A 21,346-nucleotide genomic window follows, 5' to 3' on the forward strand; every position below is an offset into this window, starting at 1 on the left:
AGGGACTGGCCGCCCATCCCTTCGCGCGATACCTCCCCCACTGCAAAACATCCTCAGCGCCTTCAATAGTTGCCGTTTTGGGCTACGGCCTCTGAGCGCACTCCCCCTATGCTGGGCCCATAAGAACCATAAGAACCGAGGCACCTGTCATGACCCCTTTGTCACCCTCCCCGCTGTTACGTCAGGGGCTTTGTCTTCTGAGCCTCTTCGCCTGCAGTGCCCTGGCACCTGTTGCCAGTGCTCACCATTCGTTCGCGCTTTTCGACCAGACCCAGACCGTCTCGATCAAGGGTGTCGTCGAGCGCTTTGCCTGGACCAATCCCCACATCACGATTTACGTCGATACGCCCGGCCCGCCGGCCCAGCGATTCAAGATCGAAACGGGCAGTGTCAACGCGTTACAGCGCACGGGCTGGACCGCTGAGTCGATCAAGGCCGGCGAGACTGCCGAGGTGTCCTTCAAACCGTTGAAAAACGGTGAGCCAGGCGGGCTGCTCGTGGAAATCAAGAGCGGAGACGTCGTACTCACGGGCGGCGGATGAGAAGTCCCTCCCCGGCTTCCTGACGAACTCACCGACCAGACCAGACCAGCAGCGTGGAGACGTTTCAATGAAACCGACACGAACCTTGAACACGGCAATGATCGTCCTGGGCATCGCCCTCGTGACTGTCGCCGGGATGTGCAACGCCGCTACGCCTTCCAAACCTCTAAGCGACAAACACAGCGTCAGCGCACGCCCCGACATCAGCGGCACCTGGGAACGAACCCCGGACGACTGGTTCGGTGAGAACCCCGACAACCCGGTGCACCCGGGTGGGCCGATGGACCTGAAGGCGCCCTATGCCGACGAATACGTCGCGCTGAAGAAGAAGCAAGCCGCTGCGAACGAGGCCGGAACGCCGTTGGCCACAACAAGTTCCAGATGCCTGCCCGAGGGAATGCCAACGTTGATGGCGGCGCTCTTCCCGATCCAGATCATTCACGACGACAAGCAAGTGATTGTCCTCGGTGAGTATCTCCAGCAGGTCCGCCGGATTCTCTTGAACGAAGCGATGCCTGCAAAAGAGACCCTGGACCCTAAATATCAAGGCCATTCACGCGGCCATTGGGAAGGCAACACGCTCGTCGTGGAAACACAACGGGTGCGAACGGACGTGAGTTTCTACGACGTTCCACACGGCAAGGACATGAAGATCACCGAACGCATCAGGCTGACGGCGCCGGATCACCTGGAGAACCAGGTCGTGATCGAGGACCCACAGGTGCTCAAGACCCCGTATCGCTTCACGTTCGAGTACAAACGGTCCAACTACGCCATTCAAGAGTATGTCTGCGAGAACAATCAGATCGTGATCGATAAAGAGGGCAAGGCATCCCTCAGTCTCGAGTGAAGTCGCCATTAATCGTCATCGGAGCTGACCAAATGGAAAGACTGACAACCCTCAGCATCCTGCGGCCGACGCTGCAAAGCGCCCTGCTGTTGCTGATCCTCACGTCGAACACATTCGCCGAGGTGCCCCGCATGCCCACGGCCATCGCGGTGCCGCCCTCCGGCAAGCCACCGCTCTCGTCGGCGAAACGCCCGGGCACCGAATACAGCGACCTCGACAAGTACGGCTACATCGAGGAGGAGTTTTACCTGCAAGGCGTTGCCCCGGCCATTACCGCTTCGGGCAAAACCCTGTTGGAGGCGCCTTACACCACACGCATTCTGGTGCGCAAACCGGCTGACCCCGCGCGCTTCAATGGCACGGTCGTGATCGAGCCGTTCAGTTGGTTCGGCGAGCGCGCCGCGGGATGGATCCTGACCCGCGACTATTTGCTGCGTCGCGGCTACGCGTACGTCGGGTACACGCTGAATGTGAACAAGCCGCCAGTCGATCCCAAGTTCATCTCGGACACCCCGGCTGCCGAGGCCGAGCAGATCGCTCAGTACGGACGGATCGTGAACTTCGAGTTCATGCGCCGCTTCGACTTTGCACGCTACGCACCGCTGGGCACCTATTACGACCCGGAACACTTCACCCGCGGTGAAGCTCCCGATCCGTTCGCTCCACAGTCCCAGGGCATCGGGGCGCAACTGGCGTTGCTGCTGAAAACCAATGCAGCGCAAAGCCCGTTGGCAGGTCTCGACGTTAAACGCATCTACGTCAATAGCTGGGCCGTGACCGCGCAAGTCTGGATGGACTACCTCGACCAGGGCCGGCACCAGCAATGGCGCATGCCCGACGCACGACCACTGATCGATGCCTACATGACCGGCCGCATGGCCTACGGAGAAGTGGGTGGCGACGCAATCCGGGTGCCGCGCCATACGCCCGATGGCGTGCCGTTCGTGACCGTCTACAGCCAGTCCGAACTGATGCACGACGTGATCGAAGGCATCGAGTTGCCACCGGACACCGACAGCCCGCAGGTTCGCTACTACGAAGTGACTGGCATGCCGCACCTGCGGCTGGCCGACCTCGGTACGGAGCATACCGAACAGCTCGCTGCCGACATCGGCAAGGGCGACGACCCACGGTGCCGGACGCTGTACGACGAACCGGCGGAGCTGGTCGTCTCGGCGCTCCTGGATCGCATGGACCAATGGGTGCGCCAAGGCAAACCCATGCCGAATGCTCCGCGGGTCGCCCGCGATGGCAAGACCGCCGCACGCGACCCTGTTACCGGCAACCTGCAAGGGGGCGTGCGCCCGCCGTGGATCCAGGTGCCCAGTGCGACCTACCTCACGGATCAGGAGACCGGCTGCGGCCTGATCTACGACACCAAGGTGCCTTACTCCAAGGACGTCCTTGGCCAGCGTTATGGAAGCTTCAGCAACTACGAACAGAAATTCGAAGACGCCAAAGCCCTTTCGATCAAGGAAGGCTACCTACTGCCAGAAGATGCGGCGGGCCTGCGTTCGATCGCAACGCCTCAAGACTTCTAACCCATTGGGAAGAACAGCAAATGTCATCATCACTCATCATTGCCTGGATCTATGCGTCACCTTTGAGCACAGCCATCCGGGACATTCTCTGGGTCATACCCACCGTCCAGAGCATTCATATCCTCGCTATCACAGTGCTCTTCGGCTCTGCGGTCATCTCCGATCTTCGGCTGGCGGGTGTGTTCGCCACGGACGAGCCCTTGCGTGGCGTCGTTCGCCGGTACTACCCGTGGATGCGCAATGCGCTCCTCGTCCTGCTCTTCACGGGGTTGATCATGATCATCGCCGAGCCTGATCGCGTACTCGTCAACTCGACCTTCTGGCTGAAGATGGCGCTGGTCGTGAGTGCGTTCACGCTGACCTTGCTTCTGCGGCGCCCCCTTCTGCGCCCTGCCGACGATGCACAACGTGATGGCAAGCCTCCTCTTGTCAAGGCGCTAGCCTGGCTGTCGATCGGCTTGTGGTGCGTCGTCATCATCTGTGGTCGCTGGATCGCCTACGCGATCTAAGCGTTTTCAACGAAAGCTCCGAGGTATTCGCCATGGACATTCAACCAATACTACAAACCCTCCAGGACACCTCTGTCGCCACCTTCATCCGAGAGTCGGGCTCCGTCTTTCCAGCCCTTGAATCGGTACATGTGATCGGCATCGCCCTTGTGTTCGGGACCATCGCCGTCGTGGATTTGCGTCTGCTCGGCGTTGCCTCCCATCGCCGCAGCGCGCTACGGCTGATAAAAGATTTGCTGCCGTTCACCTGGGTCGCTTTCGTGGCGTGTGTGATCACCGGCCTGCTCATGTTCGCCGCCAATGCCACGACCTATGCCGAGAACACCGCATTCTTGTGCAAGATGGGCGTGTTACTGCTGGCGGGGCTCAACATGGGGATCTTCCATTTGGGCGTCTTTCGCCGCATTGCCGAATGGGACACAACGCTAACGCCTCCCAGCCAGGCGCGTGTCGCGGGGTTCAGTTCGTTGGCATTGTGGGCGGGCGTGGTGTTCCTCGGCCGCTGGATCGCGTTTCTCTGATGGCTCGTCTATCGCCGCGTCGCGCATCCGGCGCAGATATGCCCAGCGATCACGCAAACAGCGCAATCAAGGTGGTGCGCCCGGTATCCGGCCGATGGGAATCGCTGGCACTGTTGCTTGCGGCCCTGGCCGTCATCGCCAGCGTGGCAGGCTATATAACGCTGCGACCCCAGAAAGTCGGCCCACCGATAACCTTGAGCTGGCAGGTGCGTTCCTTCGATGGCCTGGGTGCAGTCGATCAGGCGATTCACAGCGCTCTGCTGCCAGCCGGTGAAGAAATCATCTGGTTCAACAACGATACCGGCGGCTGGATCACGCTGGAGCATGCGCAGAAAATCTTGCTGCCGCCCTTCTACCGTGACGCCTTCTGGAAGACCAATGGCGAGGTGCAGTGGCAATTGATTCTGCCTGGCACTCACCAGCCGCATGCCGCTTCCGGCGACGTGCACGCCGATGCGCCTGTCACCCCGCCGGACCAGACCGCCAACAAGGTCTCGCAAGCCACCCAGGGCCAGGGCGCTACGGTCTATTACGGCTCGGGCGGCCGCGCGCCGGGCCAGAGCGCCTACCTGCTCGTCATCGGTCACGCGCACGCCGGTGTCATGTGGGCCAACCAGGCGACGATCTGGGTCCACCGCGACCCGAACGCGCCCTACCCTGGCATCGTCAAGCCCGAATCGCTGGTCGGCGATGGCTGGCGCCAGGTCATCCCTTACAACGGTGCCAGCGAAGTCGAACGCGTAAAAGGAACCCAGCCATGACCGTTTCTACGAAACACCGCGCACTGTGGCGCCGATGCATCGCGCTATTGCTGCTGATACCCGCCATCGCTCTCGCCAGCCCGGCTCCCTCTTCGGGCAAGAAGCTCAAAATCGGCGTCACACTGCATCCCTACTACAGCTTCGTGGCAAATATCGTTGGAGATCGGGCGGAGGTCGTTGCGCTCATCCCGGCGGAGGCGAATCCGCACAACTACCAGCCGCAACCCGATGACATCACCCGCGCGATGAATATCGATGTTCTGGTCGTCAACGGCATCGGACACGATGAATGGGCCTTCCAGATCATCAAGGCCGCTGGCCGCGGGGCGACCCTGCCGATCATCCAGGCCAATGCCTCGGTAGCGCTCATTCCAATCAGCGGCGGCCAGGACGGCGTCAAGGTGGTCAATCCGCATACCTTCGTATCCACCACGGCAGCGATACAACAGGTCTTCGAGATCACTCGCCGGTTGGGGGAACTGGACCCGGACAACGCTGCGGCGTATCGACAAAACGCCCTGGCGTATGCCGCGCGTATACGGGCGCTAAGGGCCGGCTTCATGACCCGTTTCGCCGCGCTGGATTTGTCTTCCTTCCGGTGCGCGACAACGCACGCTGGCTACGACTACATGATGCAAGAGTTCGGCCTGTTCGTGAGTGCGGTGATTGAGCCGCGTCACGGCGTCGCGCCGACTGCCCGCCAGTTGGCCAACACCATCGACGCGATCAAGAAGGCCAATGTGCGTGTGCTTTTTGCCGAGAAGAATTTCTCCCTCGACCTGGCCAAGCCTATCGAGGCAGCCACCGGCGTGAAGGTGTTCGCGCTGTCTCACATCACCGGCAATACCTACAGCCCGGACGAATTCGAGGTGGCGATGCGCGAAAACCTCGAGACCTTGGCCGAAGCCGTTGAGTTTACGCAGCGATGATCGCGATGAAGGAGGAACAAGCGATGCGCGGCCCCGCCATTGTGTTCGATAACGTCTCCCTGCAACTGGGAGGTACGCAAGTGCTCGACAAAGTGAGCTTCCGGGTAGAAGCCGGTGCGCTGCACTGCCTGGTAGGCCCGAACGGCGGCGGCAAGACTTCACTGGTGCGCGCACTGCTGGGCCAGATGCCGCATTCGGGAACGGTCCGGTTCGAAGGCGAGGTCACGACACCCATGGGGTATGTCCCGCAATTGCCGGACTTCGACCGCAACGTGCCGATGACGGTCAACGACATCATGGCCCTTCTCGGTCAACGCAGGCCGGCCTTCCTGGGCTCAAGCCGATCTGCCAAGGCGGCCAATGCCCAGGCGCTGGAGCGCACCGGCGTGGCCGGAATGGGCGCAAAACCTTTTGGCAGCCTGTCCGGTGGCCAGCGTCAGCGAGTGCTGCTGGCCCAGGCGATCAGCCCGGCGCCCTGGCTACTGATCCTTGACGAACCGACCGCCGGCATCGACGAACCGGGTGTGCGACTGGTGGAGGCGCTGGTGGCCGAGCTGAACGGCCGCGGCGTCACCATCCTCTGGATCAACCATGACCTGGAACAGGTCAGGCGCATCGCGCAATCGGTGACCGTTATCAACCGGCGGGTGCTGTCCCATGGTTCGCCCGACCAGGTCGCCTACCCTCTGGAGGCGACCCAATGAGCGCCCTGTACGAATTGATTCGCAACCAGCTCCAGGCGCTCGCCGCGAGTGGCATCCTGCCGCAACCGTTCGAGTACGAGTTCGTGATCAATGCGCTGCTCTGTGCAGTGCTCATCGGACCGCTACTGGGCGTGCTGGGCTCGATGGTGATGATCAAGCGCATGGCGTTCTTCAGTCAGGCCGTCGGTAATGCGGCGATGACCGGCGTTGCCATTGGCGTGCTGATCGGCGAGTCCTACACCTCCCCCTACTTCTCAATGTTCGGCTTTTGCCTGCTGTTCGCCCTGACGCTGAAGTACACGCAGCACCGCACCACGCTGGCCAATGACACGCTGATCGGCGTGTTCTTGTCCATCTCGCTGGCGGTCGGGGCCTCGTTGCTGCTGTTCGTGTCGGCGAAGATCAACACGCACGTAATGGAAAGCGTGCTGTTCGGTTCCATCCTGGCGGTCGACTACACCGACATGAACGTGCTGCTTGTGGTAACGGCGACGTGTGCCCTGCTCGGACTGCCGATGTACAACGGCATGCTGTTGGCCAGCCTCAATCCGAGCCTGGCACATGCTCGCGGCGTGCGCGTGCGAAGCGTCGAGTACCTGTTTGTCGTACTGGTCACCCTGGTGACGGTAGCCTGCCTGAAAATCATCGGCGCAGTACTCGTCGAAGCCCTTCTGCTCATACCGGCCGCGGCAGCACGCAACATCAGCCATTCGCTCCCGGGGCTGGTCGTGCGCGCCATCCTGATCGCGACTTTTTCCTGCGTGGTCGGCATCCTGGCCCCCATGCAATTCCACATCCCCGTACCGACAGGCGGCGCAATCGTGATCGTCGCCGCCCTGGTGTTCGTCGTTACCACCGTCATCCGCGCTACCGGGTCCCGGTTCAGAGGTGCCAGCGTATGAAATGGCTTTGCATGTCACGTCGACCCTGGCTAGCGATGCTGGTACTGCTGCTGGGCAATCCGCTTTCTGCCTTCGCGGATACCGGCAGGCAGCAGGTGCTTGTCGCACTGCCGGCGGTATATGCGCTCACCTCGACGCTCAGCGACGGCACAACCCTCAAGGTCGTCCGCCTTCCGGCAGACGCTGCCGTGCCCATGGAAAGCCAGGCCAATGCGCTGTCGCGCCTGGAGCCCGCCGTGTTCCAGCAGGCCACCGCCGTGGTTACCCTGGGCAACCTCTGGCGCGCGGATCCGCTTTACACCACGGCACGTCGCCACAATCTGCGAATCGTCGAGATCGATGCCTCGCACTCATGGGACACCGTCAAGCCCGGAGTGGCCGTGGCCCACGTGCCATCGAACGACGTTCCCTGGGCAACCGAACGCGACGTCGATGGCGGACTGTCGCCGTACGCCTGGCTCGGCCCCGTCAACGCCATGCGCATGTCGGCGATTATCGCTACCGACCTGGCACGCCTGTCCCCCTTCGATGCGCCTCGGATAGAGCGCAACCTCGCCGCACTCGAAGGCCGATTGCGCCAGCTCAAAGCCAACTACGGTGCCCGGCTGCTGGCAGTGCCAGATCTGCGCGTGCTGTCGCTGGCCAGTGAGTTCACCTACTTGTTCGGCGAGTTCGGGATTTTTGTCGACGGCTGGTTCGTCCGACAGGACATCGACTGGAGCGACGCCGACTGCACCGCACTGACCCGATACCTGCGCGAGCGTGACATCCACGTGGTGGTCCACAAGTGGGCACCGGACGCCAGGATTGCCAAGGCCATCGAGGACGGCGGCGCACGGTTGCTGATACTGGATGCCGGCAACCCGGGAATGCTCGCCGACGCGGCCAACGGGTACGAAGCACTCCTGAGTTCGAACCTGGATTCCTTACTGACGGCCTTCGCGCCACCTGGCCCCAATACGAGCGGCGATCACAAATCGCCACTCCAATGATCAACCTCGACCGTGGAGATCGAAGACCTTATGAAACCCCCAGGTTCAGCACATCGGATACTGATCGCCGGCGCCCTGGTGTTCTGCCAGGCAGCCTTCGCTCATGGCCCCGTCTTCGACTGCTACATCGAGAGCGATGATCTGGTGAAGTGCGAGGCGGGTTACACCGACGGCAGCTCCGCCGCTGGCAGAAAAATCCATGTCCAGGACACCAGCAACAAGGTGTTGCTCGAAGGAAGCGTCGATAAAGACAACAGCTACACCTTCCAGCCCCCCGCCGGAAAATACTCCGTTGTGTTCATGGGCGGAGACAACCATCAAGCCACGATTCAGTCATCCGACATTTCCAGGTGAAATCGACAATGCCGATCAAACGACGACTGCTCCAAGCACTTGCCGCCGTAACATTAGGCTGCCTGACAGGCGCTGCACAGGCCCATTTCCAGATGCTCTACGTCGAGGAAACGGCGCTGCCGCGTGCGGATAAACTGGAGTTCGCGCTGGTGTTCACGCATCCCTTCTCCGGCGGCCCCTCCATGACCATGGATGAACCCCGCGCCTTCAGCCACATCAGCTCGCACGGCGGGGAAAAAATCGATCTGCGCCAATACTTGCGCCCTGTCCAGTGGCAGAGTCGCGATAACCAAACGACTGCCTATCGTGCGTCGATTCCACGGGAGTTGGTGCGCTCACTGGGTGACCATATCTTCGTACTCGAGCCCGAGCCCTACCTGGAAACCGAGGAAGACGTCTACATCCAACAGTTCACCAAGCTGATCGTGAACGTGGGCGGCGTACCCGGCAACTGGGCAGAACCACAGGGCTTGCCGGTTGAGATCCAGCCACTGAACAAGCCTTATGCAAACTGGACCGGCGGCGTATTCCGCGCCTTGGTGCTGGCCGACGGCAAGCCCGTTCCTTTCGCCGAGATCGAAATCGAATACGTCAACCATTCCGTCGATATCAAAAACAACGCCTTCGGCAAGCAGGACGATGTCACGGCCCCCCAAGCCTCCTTCAAATCCCTGAGTACGTATTCGGATGCCCAAGGAATCGTCACCATCGGCCTGCCCCGTGCCGGCTGGTGGGGCATTGCGGCGCTCAACATTGGCACAACGAAAACCCATAAAAGCAAACCCCTGTCGCAAGACGCCGTACTGTGGGTGCAGGCCAGAGACATGAAATGACAAAAGGCCGTCCGGGGGGAAGTGTTTGGTCCACGGCAAAACTCCCCCTCGCTGACAATCAAATGGGCGGACAAACAATGCCTGGCCAGTTATTCACTGCCTGAACGCGACAAGACACTTAACTACGAGCGCGTTGAGATAGCACTCGATACATCTCGCGCTCATCCGGAAACGCCCTCTTATCCAGTAGATTCGATTGCCTACATCAGTTCAGCTGTTTCAGTTTGCCTCTGACTGACATGACTGATCTTGAACCAGATGGAGTACATCGCCGGAAGGAACACCAGCGTCACGATGGTTCCGACGAACGTCCCGCCGATCAGTGTGTAAGCCAGGGTTCCCCAGAAGACGGAGTGTGTCAGGGGGATGAATGCCAGGATGGCCGCCAGCGCTGTCAGCAGCACCGGGCGAGCACGCTGTACTGTGGCTTCGATCACTGCGTGGAACGGATCCAGTCCTTCTTGTGCGTTGTGATGGATTTGTCCAATCAGAATCAGCGTATTACGCATCAGAATGCCTGACAGGGCGATTAGACCGACCAACGCATTGATACCAAACGGCTGCTGGAAGATAAGCAGTGTCGGCACCACACCAATCAGCCCTAGTGGCGAGGTGAGGAACACCATGATCATCGCCGAGACCGAACGTACCTGCAGGATGATGATCAGCAGCGTGATGGCAATCATGATCGGGAGCAGCGGCAATATCGCCTGGCCTGCCTTGCCCGACTCCTCTATAGCCCCCGACTGCTCGATACGATACCCATCAGGCAACTTGTCGATGACTGGCTGCAGCTCCTTCATGATCACGCTCGAGACGTCCGGTGGCTGCAACCCTTCGGCAATGTCGCCACGCACGGTAATGGTCGGTGTGCGGTCACGACGCCGAAGGATCGGATCCTCCACGCGCACGTCCACCTCCCCTACCTGGGCCAGCGGAATCCGCTGGCCCGAGGTGCCCACGAGCGTAAAGCCTTCTATTTTTGCAGGGTCGAGCCGGATTTCACCCGCAGCACGCCCGATCACTTGCACCGAACGAATGTCTTCACGAACTGCCGTGATCGGTACCCCCGTGAGCAGGAACTGCAGCTGCTGCGCGACGGCACTGGACGTCAGCCCCACCGCCTGCAAGCGGTCCTGATCCAGGGTGAAATGCAGCGTCGGTGTCAGCGGGCCCCAGTCAGTGTTGACGGTTCTCATCATGGGGCTCGCCTGCATCACGTTCTGTACCTGGCCGGCGATCTCGCGCAATTTTGATGGGTCAGGCCCCATCACCCGATAGGCGACAGGAAACGGTGAATACGGACCAAACACCAACTGCGTAACCCTGACACGCGCTTCTGGGGCAAGTCCTTCAGCAACTGCCTCGCGAATACGGAACTTGAGGGCCTCCCGTGCCTCCTGACTATCCGTCAACACCACAACCTTCGCGAATGATGGATCAGGGAGTTCCGGCGCCATCGCCAGGTAGAAGCGCGGCGCACCTTGTCCGATATAGGCCGTGACGATTTTTGCTTCATCCTGCTTTTGCAGCCAGGCCTCTATCTTGGCGGTAGTGGCGCTGGTCTGCTCGATGGAGGTTCCATAGGGCATTTGCACTTCGACCAACACTTCTGGACGGTCCGAGGTGGGGAAGAACTGCTTCTTGACCAGGCTCATGCCGAGAATCGCCAGGGCGAACGTGGCGATAACAGTACCGGCCACCAGCCATTTGCGGGCGATGACGCGCGTCAAAATCCGGCGGAAGCGGTTGTAGTTGGGGGTGTTGTAAATGGCCGCGTGACCACCTTCGACCTTCTTGATCTTCGGCAACATCTTCACACCCAGGTAGGGGGTGAAGGCTACCGCGACCACCCATGAGGCAATCAGGGCAATGCCCACGATCCAGAACATGTTGCTGGTGTACTCGCCGGCTGTCGATTGTGCGAAGCCGTTGGGCAAAAAACCGATAGCGGTCACCAGCGTACCGGAAAGCATCGGTGCGGCCGTATGACTCCAGGCATACGCGGAAGCTTTGATGCGGTCGTAGCCCTCCTCCATTTTCACCACCATCATCTCGATAGCAATGATGGCGTCGTCCACCAGCAGTCCAAGCGCCAGAATCAGGGAGCCGAGGGTAATACGGTCAAAGTTCTTTCCAGTGGCCGCCATCACCACAAACACCACGGCCAGCGTCAGCGGCACAGCCGCCGCCACCACAATACCAACATGCCAGCCCATGCTGAGAAAGCAGACAAGCATCACCACCAGCAGGGCGACGAAGAACTTGATCATGAACTCGTCGACGGCCGAACTGATATTCACAGACTGATCGGTGACCTTGGCGAGCGTCATGCCCAGCGGCATGCCTTCATTGATCCTGGTCGTCTCCGCGTCCAGTGCCTTGCCCAGGTCAAGACCGTTCCAGCCCTCACGCATCACGACACCCAGTAACAGGGCCTCCTCACCGTTATTACGCACGAGGAAGGTTGCCGGATCTTCATAACCACGCTCGACCGTCGCCACGTCCGAGAGCTTCAGTGTTCGACCTTGAATCGCAAGAGGTGTGTCACGAATCTTCTGCACCTTATCGAAGGCACCGTCGAGACGGAGGAAGATTTGCGGCCCATTGGTTTCAATGGAGCCGGCAGGTGTGAGCACGTTCTGATTGTTCAGCGCGGCAAAAATGTCCTGGGGAGATACGCCCAGCGTGGCCAACCGGTCATGGGAGAAGGAAACAAAGATGCGTTCGGTCTGCTCACCAATGATGTTGACCTTCTTCACGCCCGGCACATGCAACAGGCGCTGGCGCAACGATTCCGCATCACGTACCAACAGTCGCTGCGGCTCGCCTTTGGCTTTCAAGGCGAAAAGCGCAAATGTCACATCTGAATACTCGTCGTTGACCATCGGGCCAATCACACCCGCCGGTAGCTTGCGGGCCTCATCGTCGAGCTTTTTACGCGCCTGATAGAACTCCTCCTGCACTTGGGAGGGCGGTGTGCGATCGAGCAGTGTCACCATGGTGAAGGCGAGACCAGGACGGGTGTAGGTTTCCGTGCGGTCGTACCATTTCAGTTCTTGCAGGCGTTTTTCAAGTGGCTCTGCTACCTGGTCCTGCATCTCCTGCGCCGTAGCGCCCGGCCACGCGGTAATGACCGTCAGCTGCTTGACCGTAAACGGAGGGTCTTCCGCACGCCCCAGTTGGAAAAACGACAGGATCCCTGCAACACCGATCAGAAAGATCAGGAACACCGTGATCGAGCGCTCGCGAACGGCGATCGCCGAAAGATTGAAACGCCCCTGGCTCATGGATGGCCCCCGGCAACTTTGACGTCACCCTGTTGAGCCAGTCTCACCTCTTCACCATCGCGCAGTAGATGTGCACCTAACGCTACAACCTGCTCGCCGACCTTGAGATCACCTGCAACTCGCGCTGCGTCATCGCTCAGGCCCAAGACCCGAACAGGTCTCCAGGTCACCTTCGCTGGTTGGCCAGCAATGACCCACACGCCAGTGCCTTTGCCCGGGTCATAAACGGCAGCGATCGGCACTTGCAACACCTGTCCATTTGCGGTGCCTTCGGCGATCCGAAGCGTAACGGTCGAACCTAACGGCGCATTGGCCAGAGCACCCTCAAGCACATACCGCGCCTCAAAGGTGCGTGTCATGCGATCGGCCGAATCAGAAAGCAACCTCAGCTTCGCTGTAACTGCATCCGTGGTGTTGCCATAAAGCGTTGCCTGCGCGGTGGATCCGGCTGCCGGGCGTAGCGTCTCGGGCAAGTGCACGATGGCTTCGCGCTGCCCGGCCCGCGCCAGTCGAACCACAGGCTGCCCCGGGCTGATGACTTGCCCGGGCTCGGCGAGCGTCTCCACCACAACTCCATCGGAATCAGCAAACAACACCGCATAACCAGAAGCATTGCGAGCCACGTCAGCCTGCGCTTCGGCAGCGCTGAGCTGCGCTTTTGCGGTATCAGCCGCTGCTTTGACCTGATCGTACGCCGATGCAGAAATAGCACCCGCGGCGACCAGGTCGCGATATCGAGCCTCGTCATCTGCTGTCTGCCTGGCTCGGGCCCGAGCGGCTATGACCGACTCTTGCTGTGCTCGCGCCTGCAACCCTAGATCGATGGGGTCGAGGCGCATGAGCGGCTGGCCCCGCTTGACGGTCTGGCCAGTGTCAACCAAACGCTCAAGGATCTTGCCTGAGACCCGAAAGCCCAGGTCACCCTGGACGCGGGCGGCCACTATGCCAGTGAAAGAACGTGAAACCTCGGACGCCCCCTGAACCGCAGAGGACCTCACCAGAGGGGCATGCGTGCGTGGGTCTTCAACGACGGATGAGTCGCCACACGCCGTCAGGACGAGAGGCAACAAGCAAGCGGCAATAGGGACAGGTCGAAGCCGGCGCATAGGTTCCCTTACTTAAACAATAGGACATGCGCCACATTCTCAGTTCAGTGACCATACATGTCAATGGTCACAAGACGTGAACTTTAGAGGTTCTCTGCACCCATGCGGAAAACGCCGTATTTACTGGGAAAATCTTGAAATCTGATTAAATGGCACTGATTGACAGACCGTGACCATAACGTAATATGGTCACAAATCATCCCCGATTGAAGGAACATCAATGCCTCCCCTTCGACCCATTGCTCTTTTGGTGAGCGCCAGCTTGATGGCAGGCTGCGCGGTCGGTCCGGACTATCAACGTCCGCACGCCCCTCTTTCGGATCGTTATCTGGGTCAGCCTGCTGTCGAGCAGAGGCCTGTAGCGGCGCCGGCCAGTCTTGTGGCCTGGTGGGAAGGTTTTGGTGATCCCGTGCTAACCGACTTCGTCTCCAAGGCTCTTGAACAGAACCTGGATCTGGCGCAGGCGTCGGCGCGAGTCACACAGGCACGGGCAGGATTGGGTGCCGCCAATGCCGCCTTACTGCCCTCGGGGAACATCAGTGGCCAGGCCGCGCGCTCCTACCAATCAATCGAGACTCCACTCGGCCAGGTGTTGAACTCAACGCCTGGCTATGATCGGTATGGAAGCTCCTACGAGGTTAATCTGGGTGCTGGCTGGGAGGTTGATGCCTTTGGCGGCCTGCGACGCGGACGCGAAGCCGCACTCGCCGAGTACCAGGCTTCTGAGGCGGGCGTGGCCGCCACACGACTGGCCATTGCCGCGCAGACCGCCGATATCTACATCACCCTCCGCGGTTTGCAGGCCCGGCTGGACATTGCGAACCGACAAGTCAAAACGCAGCAGGGACTGCTAGAGAAAGTCCGCTTGCTCTACGGCAAGGGCCTCGCTGCCAACTATCAGGTTCACCAGACCGAGGGAGCGTTATCGCAGGTCCAGGCGACAGTGCCAGTGCTGCAGACTGGCCTGGATGCTGCCATGAACGCACTGGATGTCATGCTCGGTACACCGCCAGGCACTCATCGCACGAAACTGGCAAGTGCAGGAAGCATTCCTCTTGCGCCGCAGATAAAGGCCACGGGAACGCCGGCCGATCTGCTGCGCCGCAGGCCAGATCTCATCATGGCTGAGCGCCGCCTTGCGGCCTCCAATGCACGCATCGGGGTCGCGATTGCTGAGTACTACCCGAAATTCTCCCTCAGCGCATTGCTGGGGAGCGCCACGGCCGTCTCCAGCGGCAACCTTTTCACTGGCGGCGCCAATCAGTCCGCGGGCGTACTGGGGCTGCGCTGGAGACTTTTCGACTTTGGCCGCATAAACGCTCAAATCGATCAAGCCAAGGGACAAGAAGCCGAAGCCTTGGCCGCTTATCGTCAGTCCGTGCTGCGCGCCACCGAGGATGTCGAAAACGCGCTCTCCTCCCTGGTGAATCGGGAAGCTCAAGCAGCCACCCTCACCGGGGGTGAGGCGTCTCTGACACAGGCTCGCCAATCGTCGTTCATTGCCTATGAGAAAGGCACGGCCAGCCTGATCGATGTTCTGCACGCCGACGAAACGATGCTGCAGGCTTCCGATGCCCGAGCACAGGCGCGCACGGAATCGGCACGGGCGGCGGTCGCGGCATTCAAGGCGCTCGGTGGTGGCTGGCAGCCTCCTGAAGCTCAGCCTGTTGCGACACGATGATTTAACCAGGTGACGTAGCACTTGATGCACGCACCTCCCCCTCCTCTTTCAGCTACGACCCAATCCGAGAGCAGGTTTCGCTCAACCAATTGCTCAATAGAAACCAACTGGAGTACAGCGAAATGAAGTCGAACGAAAATTCCTGGGTGCTCATCACCGGCGCATCAAGCGGATTTGGCGAGGAGTTTGCCCGGCAATATGCAGCGCAGGGAAAATCGCTCGTTCTGGTAGCAAGAAGGCTGAGTAAGCTCGAAGCGCTATCGGCGCAGTTGCGCGAACGCTTCGGCGTTGATGTGATCGTCGAACAAGTAGACCTGTCCTCGATCCCCGCGATCATCGAACTGCATGAGCGACTCAGCGAACGCAATATAGTGATCGATGTGCTCATCAACAATGCGGGCCATGGATTGCAGGGGCCTTTCCTGGATCAACCTCTGGATGAGTCCCTGACCATGATTGATTTGGATATCGCCAGCCTGACAGCCCTGACACGCCTTTTCGCGGCCGACATGCGAGCCCGCAAACGTGGGCACATCCTGATGGTCGCAAGCTTGCTGTCCTTCCAGGGCGTGAAGAATTTCGCCGTTTACTCTGCCGCGAAAGCCTATGTTCTTCGCTTCTCTGATGCGCTTCATCGCGAACTGAAAAATGACGGCATCGTCGTTACCGCACTTTGCCCAGGAATGTCGGATACCGGATTTGCAGAAAGCGCCAGGCAAAAGATCACGCCGGTCTTGAAAAGAGTGATGATGCAGCCTCAGCCCGTCGTGCAGGCAGGAATCCGTGCGCTGCAAGCTGGACGCATGAGCGTCGTGCCAGGCTTTGGCAACAAGGCCATCACTGTCTTGACGTGGGCCACGCCACGTCGCTTTCATCAGAATCTCATGGCGCAAGTTATGGGAGTCTGAGGAGGAGAAAAAAAGGCCTTTGCTTTGAGAGGAAAGGCCTGAATTATTTCCTTAAGAGTAGGGAGGCAACACGTACTCCCTACCCAACATTTGTGATGTAAAAGCGCTCAGCTAGAAACGGTAGCTAACAGAAGTACCGAGGCCTCTGGCACTGTTCTTGTATTTGGCACTGTATGCACCTCTGTTCGCCGAGGTCTCATTGATCTGCACGCTTTCCTCCCAAAGATAGGAATAAGCAACGTCGATCGTGACATTTTCCGCTGGAGTCCAACCGGCACCAAAGCTGATTACCTTTCGGTCGCCCGTAGGAATACGGGGACCCCGATTGGTATTGTTGGTGGGCGACTGATCAACCGAAAACCCAGCACGAAGTACCCATTGGTTGTTTAGTTGATACGCCGTACCTATAGCGTGAGCCCACGTATCATGCCAGTTCTGTTCTTCGGTAATGGTGCCCAATTGGCCGCTCAGTAGTGGCGGTAAGCCGCTGTTCTCAATCGTCAACTCTTTAAAGCGGCTCCAGCGCGTCCAAGTACTTCCTACATATAGGGTCCAGTCGTTATTGAGTTGATGAGTCACCGAAAAGTCCACCGACTCGGGGGTGTCCACGTCCAACGATGCGTCATAGCTACGGCCACTGACTCCAAGCAAGCTAAAGATGCCATCGGTGACCTTGGTTTTGGCATCCAAGTGATAGCTAACCTTGGAGTGATAGGTCAGCCCCAAGCGTGTTTGGTCTGTCGCCTGGACCAGAACACCTGCGTTGAAGCCAAGTGCAGTGTCGTCGCCAGTGCTTTTGAGCTTCCCGTCATTACGCCCAGGGCTTAGTGGATTGGGCACCATCCCGGACAGCTCACCGCTGATACGGTTGATGGTCGGACCAAATCCAATCGAAACTTTTTCGTTGAAGGCATAGCTGATGGTGGGTTGGAAAGTAAGTGTCGTGACTTCGCTCTTATTGGCGTAATAGCGTCCGGCAAAACCACTGCCGTAGTCGGTGATCAAGCCAAAAGGCACATAAAATCCGATGCCGAATGCCCAATGGTCATCGATAGGCTTGACGTAGTATCCCATCGGCACCGTAGTCGTGGGCACCATGTCACCGTCTTCCTTTCCCCCAAACGTACTGCGAGTCTGGCTGATGTCGGACTTCGCGAACAGCGTCGCCGCCCCCACGCTGACCTGCTCTCTTTTAAGTCGCGCCATGCCAGCCGGATTGCCGAAAACTGTGCTGGCATCTTCCGCAGAGGAGGAGCGACCAGCAAAGCCGGACCCCATCCCGCTGATGCTTTGTTCGTTGAGTGCGAAACCACCGGCAAACACATTGGAGGACGCAAGAACGACAGCCAGGCCAACGGGGCTCTTGAGCATTATTTTCTTCATTGTTTGGACTCTATGGGCGTCACTGAAAATAGAACATCGAGAACTACAGGGGCCCATACTATCCATGTGACCATATCAGTCAATGGTCACATTCAGCAAAAATTGAATGCCCTCCCCGGCGCTCGTTTACCGGAAACAGGAAACTGATGAGGGGGATGTCGCCTTGACTCAAATGACCTGAATATTTTGATCAGCGAAGAGTCAAGGCATGAGGCTACGCAAGATGAGGTTGGTGGTAAGCGTGGGCGCCTCCTCAATAAAATCCAGATTGTGTTGCAGCAGCAATGGGTTGACGAAAGGTCGCAGCGCCAGATGGATCGCTTCGACGGTCTCGTCCAGCGGGGTCTTGCGCTCGAACTCTCCGACCTCTCGCCCTTCACGCACGATGTCAAAGATAAAGCGCTTGATCTGTGCTTCATAAACCTGGGCACTGGGCCAGCGCTCCGAAGCGGAAAATGCCGCGATGTCATAGAGCTTGCGATCATTGAAGAACAGGTTCACACCCGTAGCAATCACGGTTTTTACCAGTCTGCGGAAACGCTCGGTCGGTGACACAGCTTCTGCGTTAACAGCCTGTTCGACGGCTGCAACGATTTGCCCCAAACAGTTTGAGCAAATGGCTTCGCCGATCGCCTGCTTGGAATCAAAAAATTTATAGATGTACGCCTTGGAAAAACCGATGGCCTTTGCCAGGTCGGAAACCGTGGTTTTACCGTAGCCATACTGACTGAAGTGCTCGTTGGCAGCGGCGACAATCTGGTCTCGAATGTCGTGCTCGGCTGGGCCACGAGTGCTCGGCGAGGATGAAGATATTGATGGCTGATTCATGAGAGCAGCTTACTTACCGGATCGTAGACTGACAACTCGTGACTCTATATGAATACTGTCACAAGGGGTCAGTAATTGAAGTCATGCCCCAACTCATTCTGCATCCATTCCAGAAATCTCCTCACCCGAGGAAAGCCGGCATGCGCTCTCGGAAAAACCAGGTGGTGTGCGGTGATTGGGGCACTCAACCCTGGCGCTACCTCGACTAACGCGCCGCGTCGCAGATAGTCCTGCGCAAGCAGTGTGCTTTCCAACGCAAATCCAAGCCCATGGCTGGCGGCCTCCAATGCCATGTAGGAGCGGTCAAAGCTAAGCGTTTAGGGTCTTTCGGGACGCGACAGGCCATGTTGAGCAAACAGCTGCGGCCACTTGATCAGCGTCGCCTCCGACAGGATCAGATTGCAGTCCAGTAAGTCCGCGACTGCCCGGATGGGGCGTTTTTCCAGAAGTTTGGGCGACGCGAGGACCGCGATTTTTTGTGCCTGCTTCACCTGCGCGGCTGACACATTGCTCAGGCCAAGATGACGAATCAAACCTTGACGTTGCAGCTCGGCCAGCGTGCTGAATCCTTCTTCAATGCAGGCCTCGTCGGGGGCGTGCATTGTTCCCCAGGCACGATAATTCACTACGTCCAACACATCGACAGCGGGGCGATGCCGTTGTGGGACTACGAACGCAACGGCGAAACCATCAGCCTCGACCTGCCCTCGCCGCTGAGAGCGTTTGTAGACTTCATCAACAGTAGTAGCTGGTCTACGCTGAAAGCACGGTCGGGAGAACCTGACCATGTGGACAACGTGCGCAATCAGGGGCAGAAGCTAATCTCCCCTTTGAACGATAAGACTCAATAATCGAAAATGTCTGCCGATAGTCAAAACGATGCCCCGGCATTAGGGGATTTTAGAACGTGGAGTAGCGGGTTCAAGCTTATGAAAGATATCTATCTACTGATCGAGCATGGTATGGATCAGGGCGAAGTTTATGTACTTGGCTGGTTCGATGATGAGAAAAGGGCCAAGGAAGTGGCCGAGGAGAAGGAGTGGGAGGTCTACCGCGCCAGCTTGAAAACTGAGCATCCCTGGTCAAATCACAAACCGCTGCCGCCAGACCAAACTAAATATCGTCGCTTCTGGATCAAAGAAATTTCCAAATTTGATCACGTTCCAGTTCCTAGATCCTCGGCCGCTCATTGACCTCCGTCCGACTTCTGCTCAATTGCGGTCAACTTATCTTCCATCGGTGGCTACTTAACAGCGGCCGCCTAGAACTTTTCTCTATTTATCGGTCTATGTGGATAGGCACATCTGCCCGGTAAGCACGAACCCGAAGACTTCCGGCAACCAGATGGCCACACGTCCAATTGTCAATCAGAGGTTGTCTTCGCTCATGAAATTCCATGACCCACGGATGGTGCTCTTCGGCCTGTTTGCGTTCGCGGCAGTGGGCTCGGCATCAGCAACACAGATGAAGACCTCAACCTCTGTTTTCGCGACTGAAGTCACAGCTGTTCAAGCTCCTGTCCAGGCCGCCGGCAACCCTTGGCCAACCTTGGCCAGTATGGCCGGCAAGCAGCCAGGGCCGTTGCTGGCCCATGACGACCGATACTGGCATGACGGCCGTTGGCACGATCGTAGAGACGATTGGCGCCGAGACGAATGGCGTAGAGATCAGTGGCGTAGAGAGCAAGCCCGTCGAGAAGCTGAACGCCATCGTTATTGGGAACGCCACGAGGATCGGCCCATGCGGCACCGCTACGAGGACGATCACCGCTACTATCGTCGCTAGTGCAGGCAGAAGATATCCGGACTCATCCCGTAGCCCTGCCATACTGTTCAACATGACTCGTGCAACCTTCCGCTTCTACGAGGAGCTCAACGATTTCCTGCCGGCCGACCGGCGGCGGCAGTCCTTCACCTGCGAGTGCGCGCGAGGGGCGACGGTCAAGCACATGATCGAAGCGCTCGGGATACCGCACACCGAGGTCGAACTGGTGCTGCTCAACGGCGAGTCGGTGGGCTTCGAGCGGGTGATCTTCGACGGTGACCGGCTGGCGGTGTATCCCAAGTTCGAAGCGCTGGACATCAGCCCGTTGCTGAAGGTTCGTGCACAACCTTTACGGGTGCTGCGCTTCATCGCTGATGCGCACCTTGGCGGGCTGGCCAGCCTGCTGCGCATGAGCGGCTTCGACACCCTCTACGACAATAGCTTCGAGGACGGCGAGATCGCCGAGATCGCTGCGCACCAAGGACGCATCGTGCTAACCCGCGACCGCGAACTGCTCAAGCGACGGATCATCAGCCACGGCTGTTACGTGCACGCCCTGAAGCCGTCGCTGCAGCTGCGCGAATTGTACGAGCGCCTCGACCTGGCGCGTAGCGCGCGGCCATTCAGCCTGTGCCTTCATTGCAACCTGCCATTGCACGAGATCAGCCCGGAACTGGCCCGGCCTCAGGTGCCGCCACGGGTTGGCGCTCTCTATTCACACTTCCTGCGCTGCGACGCCTGCCAACGGATTTACTGGGAGGGTTCGCACTGGCGTGGCATGTGTGCACTGCTGGCTCCTCTGCTGGACCGATAGCCGTAGGGGACTTTAGAGCGGCGCGATTCATGAAGGAGCTCACAGAAAGCGATCGCGCAGGCGAACCTGGTCGGTTTGAGCCCATGGATAGTAGCAAAGCTGCTTTTTATCAGCGGCAAATGACTAGCAGAGCT

Annotated in this window: 21 protein-coding genes and 1 pseudogene; 17 read left to right on the top strand and 5 right to left on the bottom strand. The window is 59.0% G+C overall.

Features of this window, described 5'->3' with window-relative positions; all coding sequences use genetic code 11:
- Positions 1-149 precede the first annotated feature (149 nt).
- From PSH64_RS18330 to PSH64_RS18385, 12 genes are all read left to right on the top strand, one after another.
- Positions 150-542 carry a DUF6152 family protein gene (locus tag PSH64_RS18330; protein WP_305478100.1) on the top strand — a complete coding sequence of 131 codons (393 nt, stop codon included), beginning with the start codon at positions 150-152 and terminating at the stop codon, positions 540-542.
- Between the two features lie 67 nt (positions 543-609).
- Positions 610-1,392, top strand: coding sequence for a hypothetical protein (locus PSH64_RS18335; RefSeq protein ID WP_105341338.1), 783 nt, complete (start codon positions 610-612; stop codon positions 1,390-1,392).
- A 32-nt stretch (positions 1,393-1,424) separates the two neighbouring features.
- Positions 1,425-2,933: an alpha/beta hydrolase domain-containing protein gene (locus tag PSH64_RS18340; protein WP_305478101.1), complete on the top strand. Its 1,509-nt coding sequence runs from the start codon at positions 1,425-1,427 to the stop codon at positions 2,931-2,933.
- A gap of 20 nt (positions 2,934-2,953) precedes the next feature.
- A complete protein-coding gene (locus PSH64_RS18345; protein ID WP_305478102.1) occupies positions 2,954-3,442 on the top strand; it encodes a DUF6644 family protein in 489 nt (162 codons plus the stop codon).
- Between the two features lie 32 nt (positions 3,443-3,474).
- Positions 3,475-3,963 carry a DUF6644 family protein gene (locus PSH64_RS18350; RefSeq protein WP_305478103.1) on the top strand — a complete coding sequence of 163 codons (489 nt, stop codon included), beginning with the start codon at positions 3,475-3,477 and terminating at the stop codon, positions 3,961-3,963.
- A gap of 38 nt (positions 3,964-4,001) precedes the next feature.
- Entirely contained in the window at positions 4,002-4,724 is a 723-nt protein-coding gene (locus tag PSH64_RS18355; RefSeq protein ID WP_305478104.1) for a hypothetical protein, read from the top strand.
- Entirely contained in the window at positions 4,721-5,653 is a 933-nt protein-coding gene (locus PSH64_RS18360; protein WP_105341349.1) for a metal ABC transporter solute-binding protein, Zn/Mn family, read from the top strand. Before PSH64_RS18355 ends, PSH64_RS18360 begins: the two co-directional genes overlap by 4 nt.
- Positions 5,650-6,357: a metal ABC transporter ATP-binding protein gene (locus tag PSH64_RS18365; protein ID WP_370694452.1), complete on the top strand. Its 708-nt coding sequence runs from the start codon at positions 5,650-5,652 to the stop codon at positions 6,355-6,357. The genes PSH64_RS18360 and PSH64_RS18365 overlap by 4 nt, the downstream gene beginning before the upstream one ends.
- Positions 6,354-7,259, top strand: coding sequence for a metal ABC transporter permease (locus PSH64_RS18370; RefSeq protein WP_305478106.1), 906 nt, complete (start codon positions 6,354-6,356; stop codon positions 7,257-7,259). The genes PSH64_RS18365 and PSH64_RS18370 overlap by 4 nt, the downstream gene beginning before the upstream one ends.
- Positions 7,260-7,270: 11 nt before the next feature.
- Positions 7,271-8,251: a metal ABC transporter solute-binding protein, Zn/Mn family gene (locus PSH64_RS18375; RefSeq protein WP_305478107.1), complete on the top strand. Its 981-nt coding sequence runs from the start codon at positions 7,271-7,273 to the stop codon at positions 8,249-8,251.
- 12 nt (positions 8,252-8,263) lie between these two features.
- Positions 8,264-8,605, top strand: a complete 342-nt coding sequence (locus PSH64_RS18380; RefSeq protein WP_105341357.1) for a hypothetical protein — start codon at positions 8,264-8,266, stop codon at positions 8,603-8,605.
- 8 nt (positions 8,606-8,613) lie between these two features.
- Positions 8,614-9,438, top strand: coding sequence for a DUF4198 domain-containing protein (locus PSH64_RS18385; RefSeq protein WP_105341360.1), 825 nt, complete (start codon positions 8,614-8,616; stop codon positions 9,436-9,438).
- Positions 9,439-9,638: 200 nt separating this feature from the next.
- On the opposite strand, the gene PSH64_RS18390 is transcribed toward PSH64_RS18385, so the two are convergent.
- Positions 9,639-12,728, bottom strand: a complete 3,090-nt coding sequence (locus PSH64_RS18390; RefSeq protein ID WP_105341362.1) for an efflux RND transporter permease subunit — start codon at positions 12,726-12,728, stop codon at positions 9,639-9,641.
- Positions 12,725-13,834, bottom strand: a complete 1,110-nt coding sequence (locus PSH64_RS18395) for an efflux RND transporter periplasmic adaptor subunit (protein WP_105341364.1) — start codon at positions 13,832-13,834, stop codon at positions 12,725-12,727. The genes PSH64_RS18390 and PSH64_RS18395 overlap by 4 nt, the downstream gene beginning before the upstream one ends.
- Before the next feature lie 220 nt (positions 13,835-14,054).
- Between PSH64_RS18395 and PSH64_RS18400 the strand changes: the two genes are divergently transcribed.
- Together PSH64_RS18400 and PSH64_RS18405 are read left to right on the top strand one after the other, a co-directional pair.
- On the top strand, positions 14,055-15,515 hold the full coding sequence (locus tag PSH64_RS18400; protein ID WP_305478108.1) for an efflux transporter outer membrane subunit: 1,461 nt from the start codon (positions 14,055-14,057) through the stop codon (positions 15,513-15,515).
- A gap of 122 nt (positions 15,516-15,637) precedes the next feature.
- The gene (locus PSH64_RS18405) at positions 15,638-16,423 is read left to right on the top strand and encodes an SDR family oxidoreductase (RefSeq protein WP_105341368.1); all 786 of its coding nucleotides are present in this window, start codon (positions 15,638-15,640) and stop codon (positions 16,421-16,423) included.
- Positions 16,424-16,534: 111 nt separating this feature from the next.
- Here the strand turns inward: PSH64_RS18405 and PSH64_RS18410 are convergent, their stop codons facing one another.
- The 3 genes and pseudogenes from PSH64_RS18410 to PSH64_RS18420 all read right to left on the bottom strand — a co-directional run.
- A complete protein-coding gene (locus PSH64_RS18410; RefSeq protein ID WP_305478109.1) occupies positions 16,535-17,806 on the bottom strand; it encodes an OmpP1/FadL family transporter in 1,272 nt (423 codons plus the stop codon).
- A gap of 201 nt (positions 17,807-18,007) precedes the next feature.
- Positions 18,008-18,634, bottom strand: a complete 627-nt coding sequence (locus PSH64_RS18415; protein WP_305478110.1) for a TetR/AcrR family transcriptional regulator — start codon at positions 18,632-18,634, stop codon at positions 18,008-18,010.
- A gap of 68 nt (positions 18,635-18,702) precedes the next feature.
- Positions 18,703-19,278, bottom strand: a pseudogene (locus PSH64_RS18420) (aldo/keto reductase); the annotation flags it as partial.
- Positions 19,279-19,563: 285 nt separating this feature from the next.
- Between PSH64_RS18420 and PSH64_RS18425 the strand changes: the two are divergent.
- The 3 genes from PSH64_RS18425 (at position 19,564) to PSH64_RS18435 (ending at position 21,212) form a co-directional block, all read left to right on the top strand.
- The gene (locus PSH64_RS18425; protein WP_305478112.1) at positions 19,564-19,827 is read left to right on the top strand and encodes a hypothetical protein; all 264 of its coding nucleotides are present in this window, start codon (positions 19,564-19,566) and stop codon (positions 19,825-19,827) included.
- A 193-nt stretch (positions 19,828-20,020) separates the two neighbouring features.
- The gene (locus tag PSH64_RS18430; RefSeq protein ID WP_105341570.1) at positions 20,021-20,419 is read left to right on the top strand and encodes a hypothetical protein; all 399 of its coding nucleotides are present in this window, start codon (positions 20,021-20,023) and stop codon (positions 20,417-20,419) included.
- A 52-nt stretch (positions 20,420-20,471) separates the two neighbouring features.
- On the top strand, positions 20,472-21,212 hold the full coding sequence (locus PSH64_RS18435) for a Mut7-C RNAse domain-containing protein (RefSeq protein WP_305478115.1): 741 nt from the start codon (positions 20,472-20,474) through the stop codon (positions 21,210-21,212).
- Positions 21,213-21,346 lie beyond the last annotated feature (134 nt).

Source organism: Pseudomonas sp. FP1742 (assembly GCF_030687145.1).
Taxonomy (GTDB): Bacteria; Pseudomonadota; Gammaproteobacteria; order Pseudomonadales; family Pseudomonadaceae; genus Aquipseudomonas; species Aquipseudomonas frederiksbergensis_D.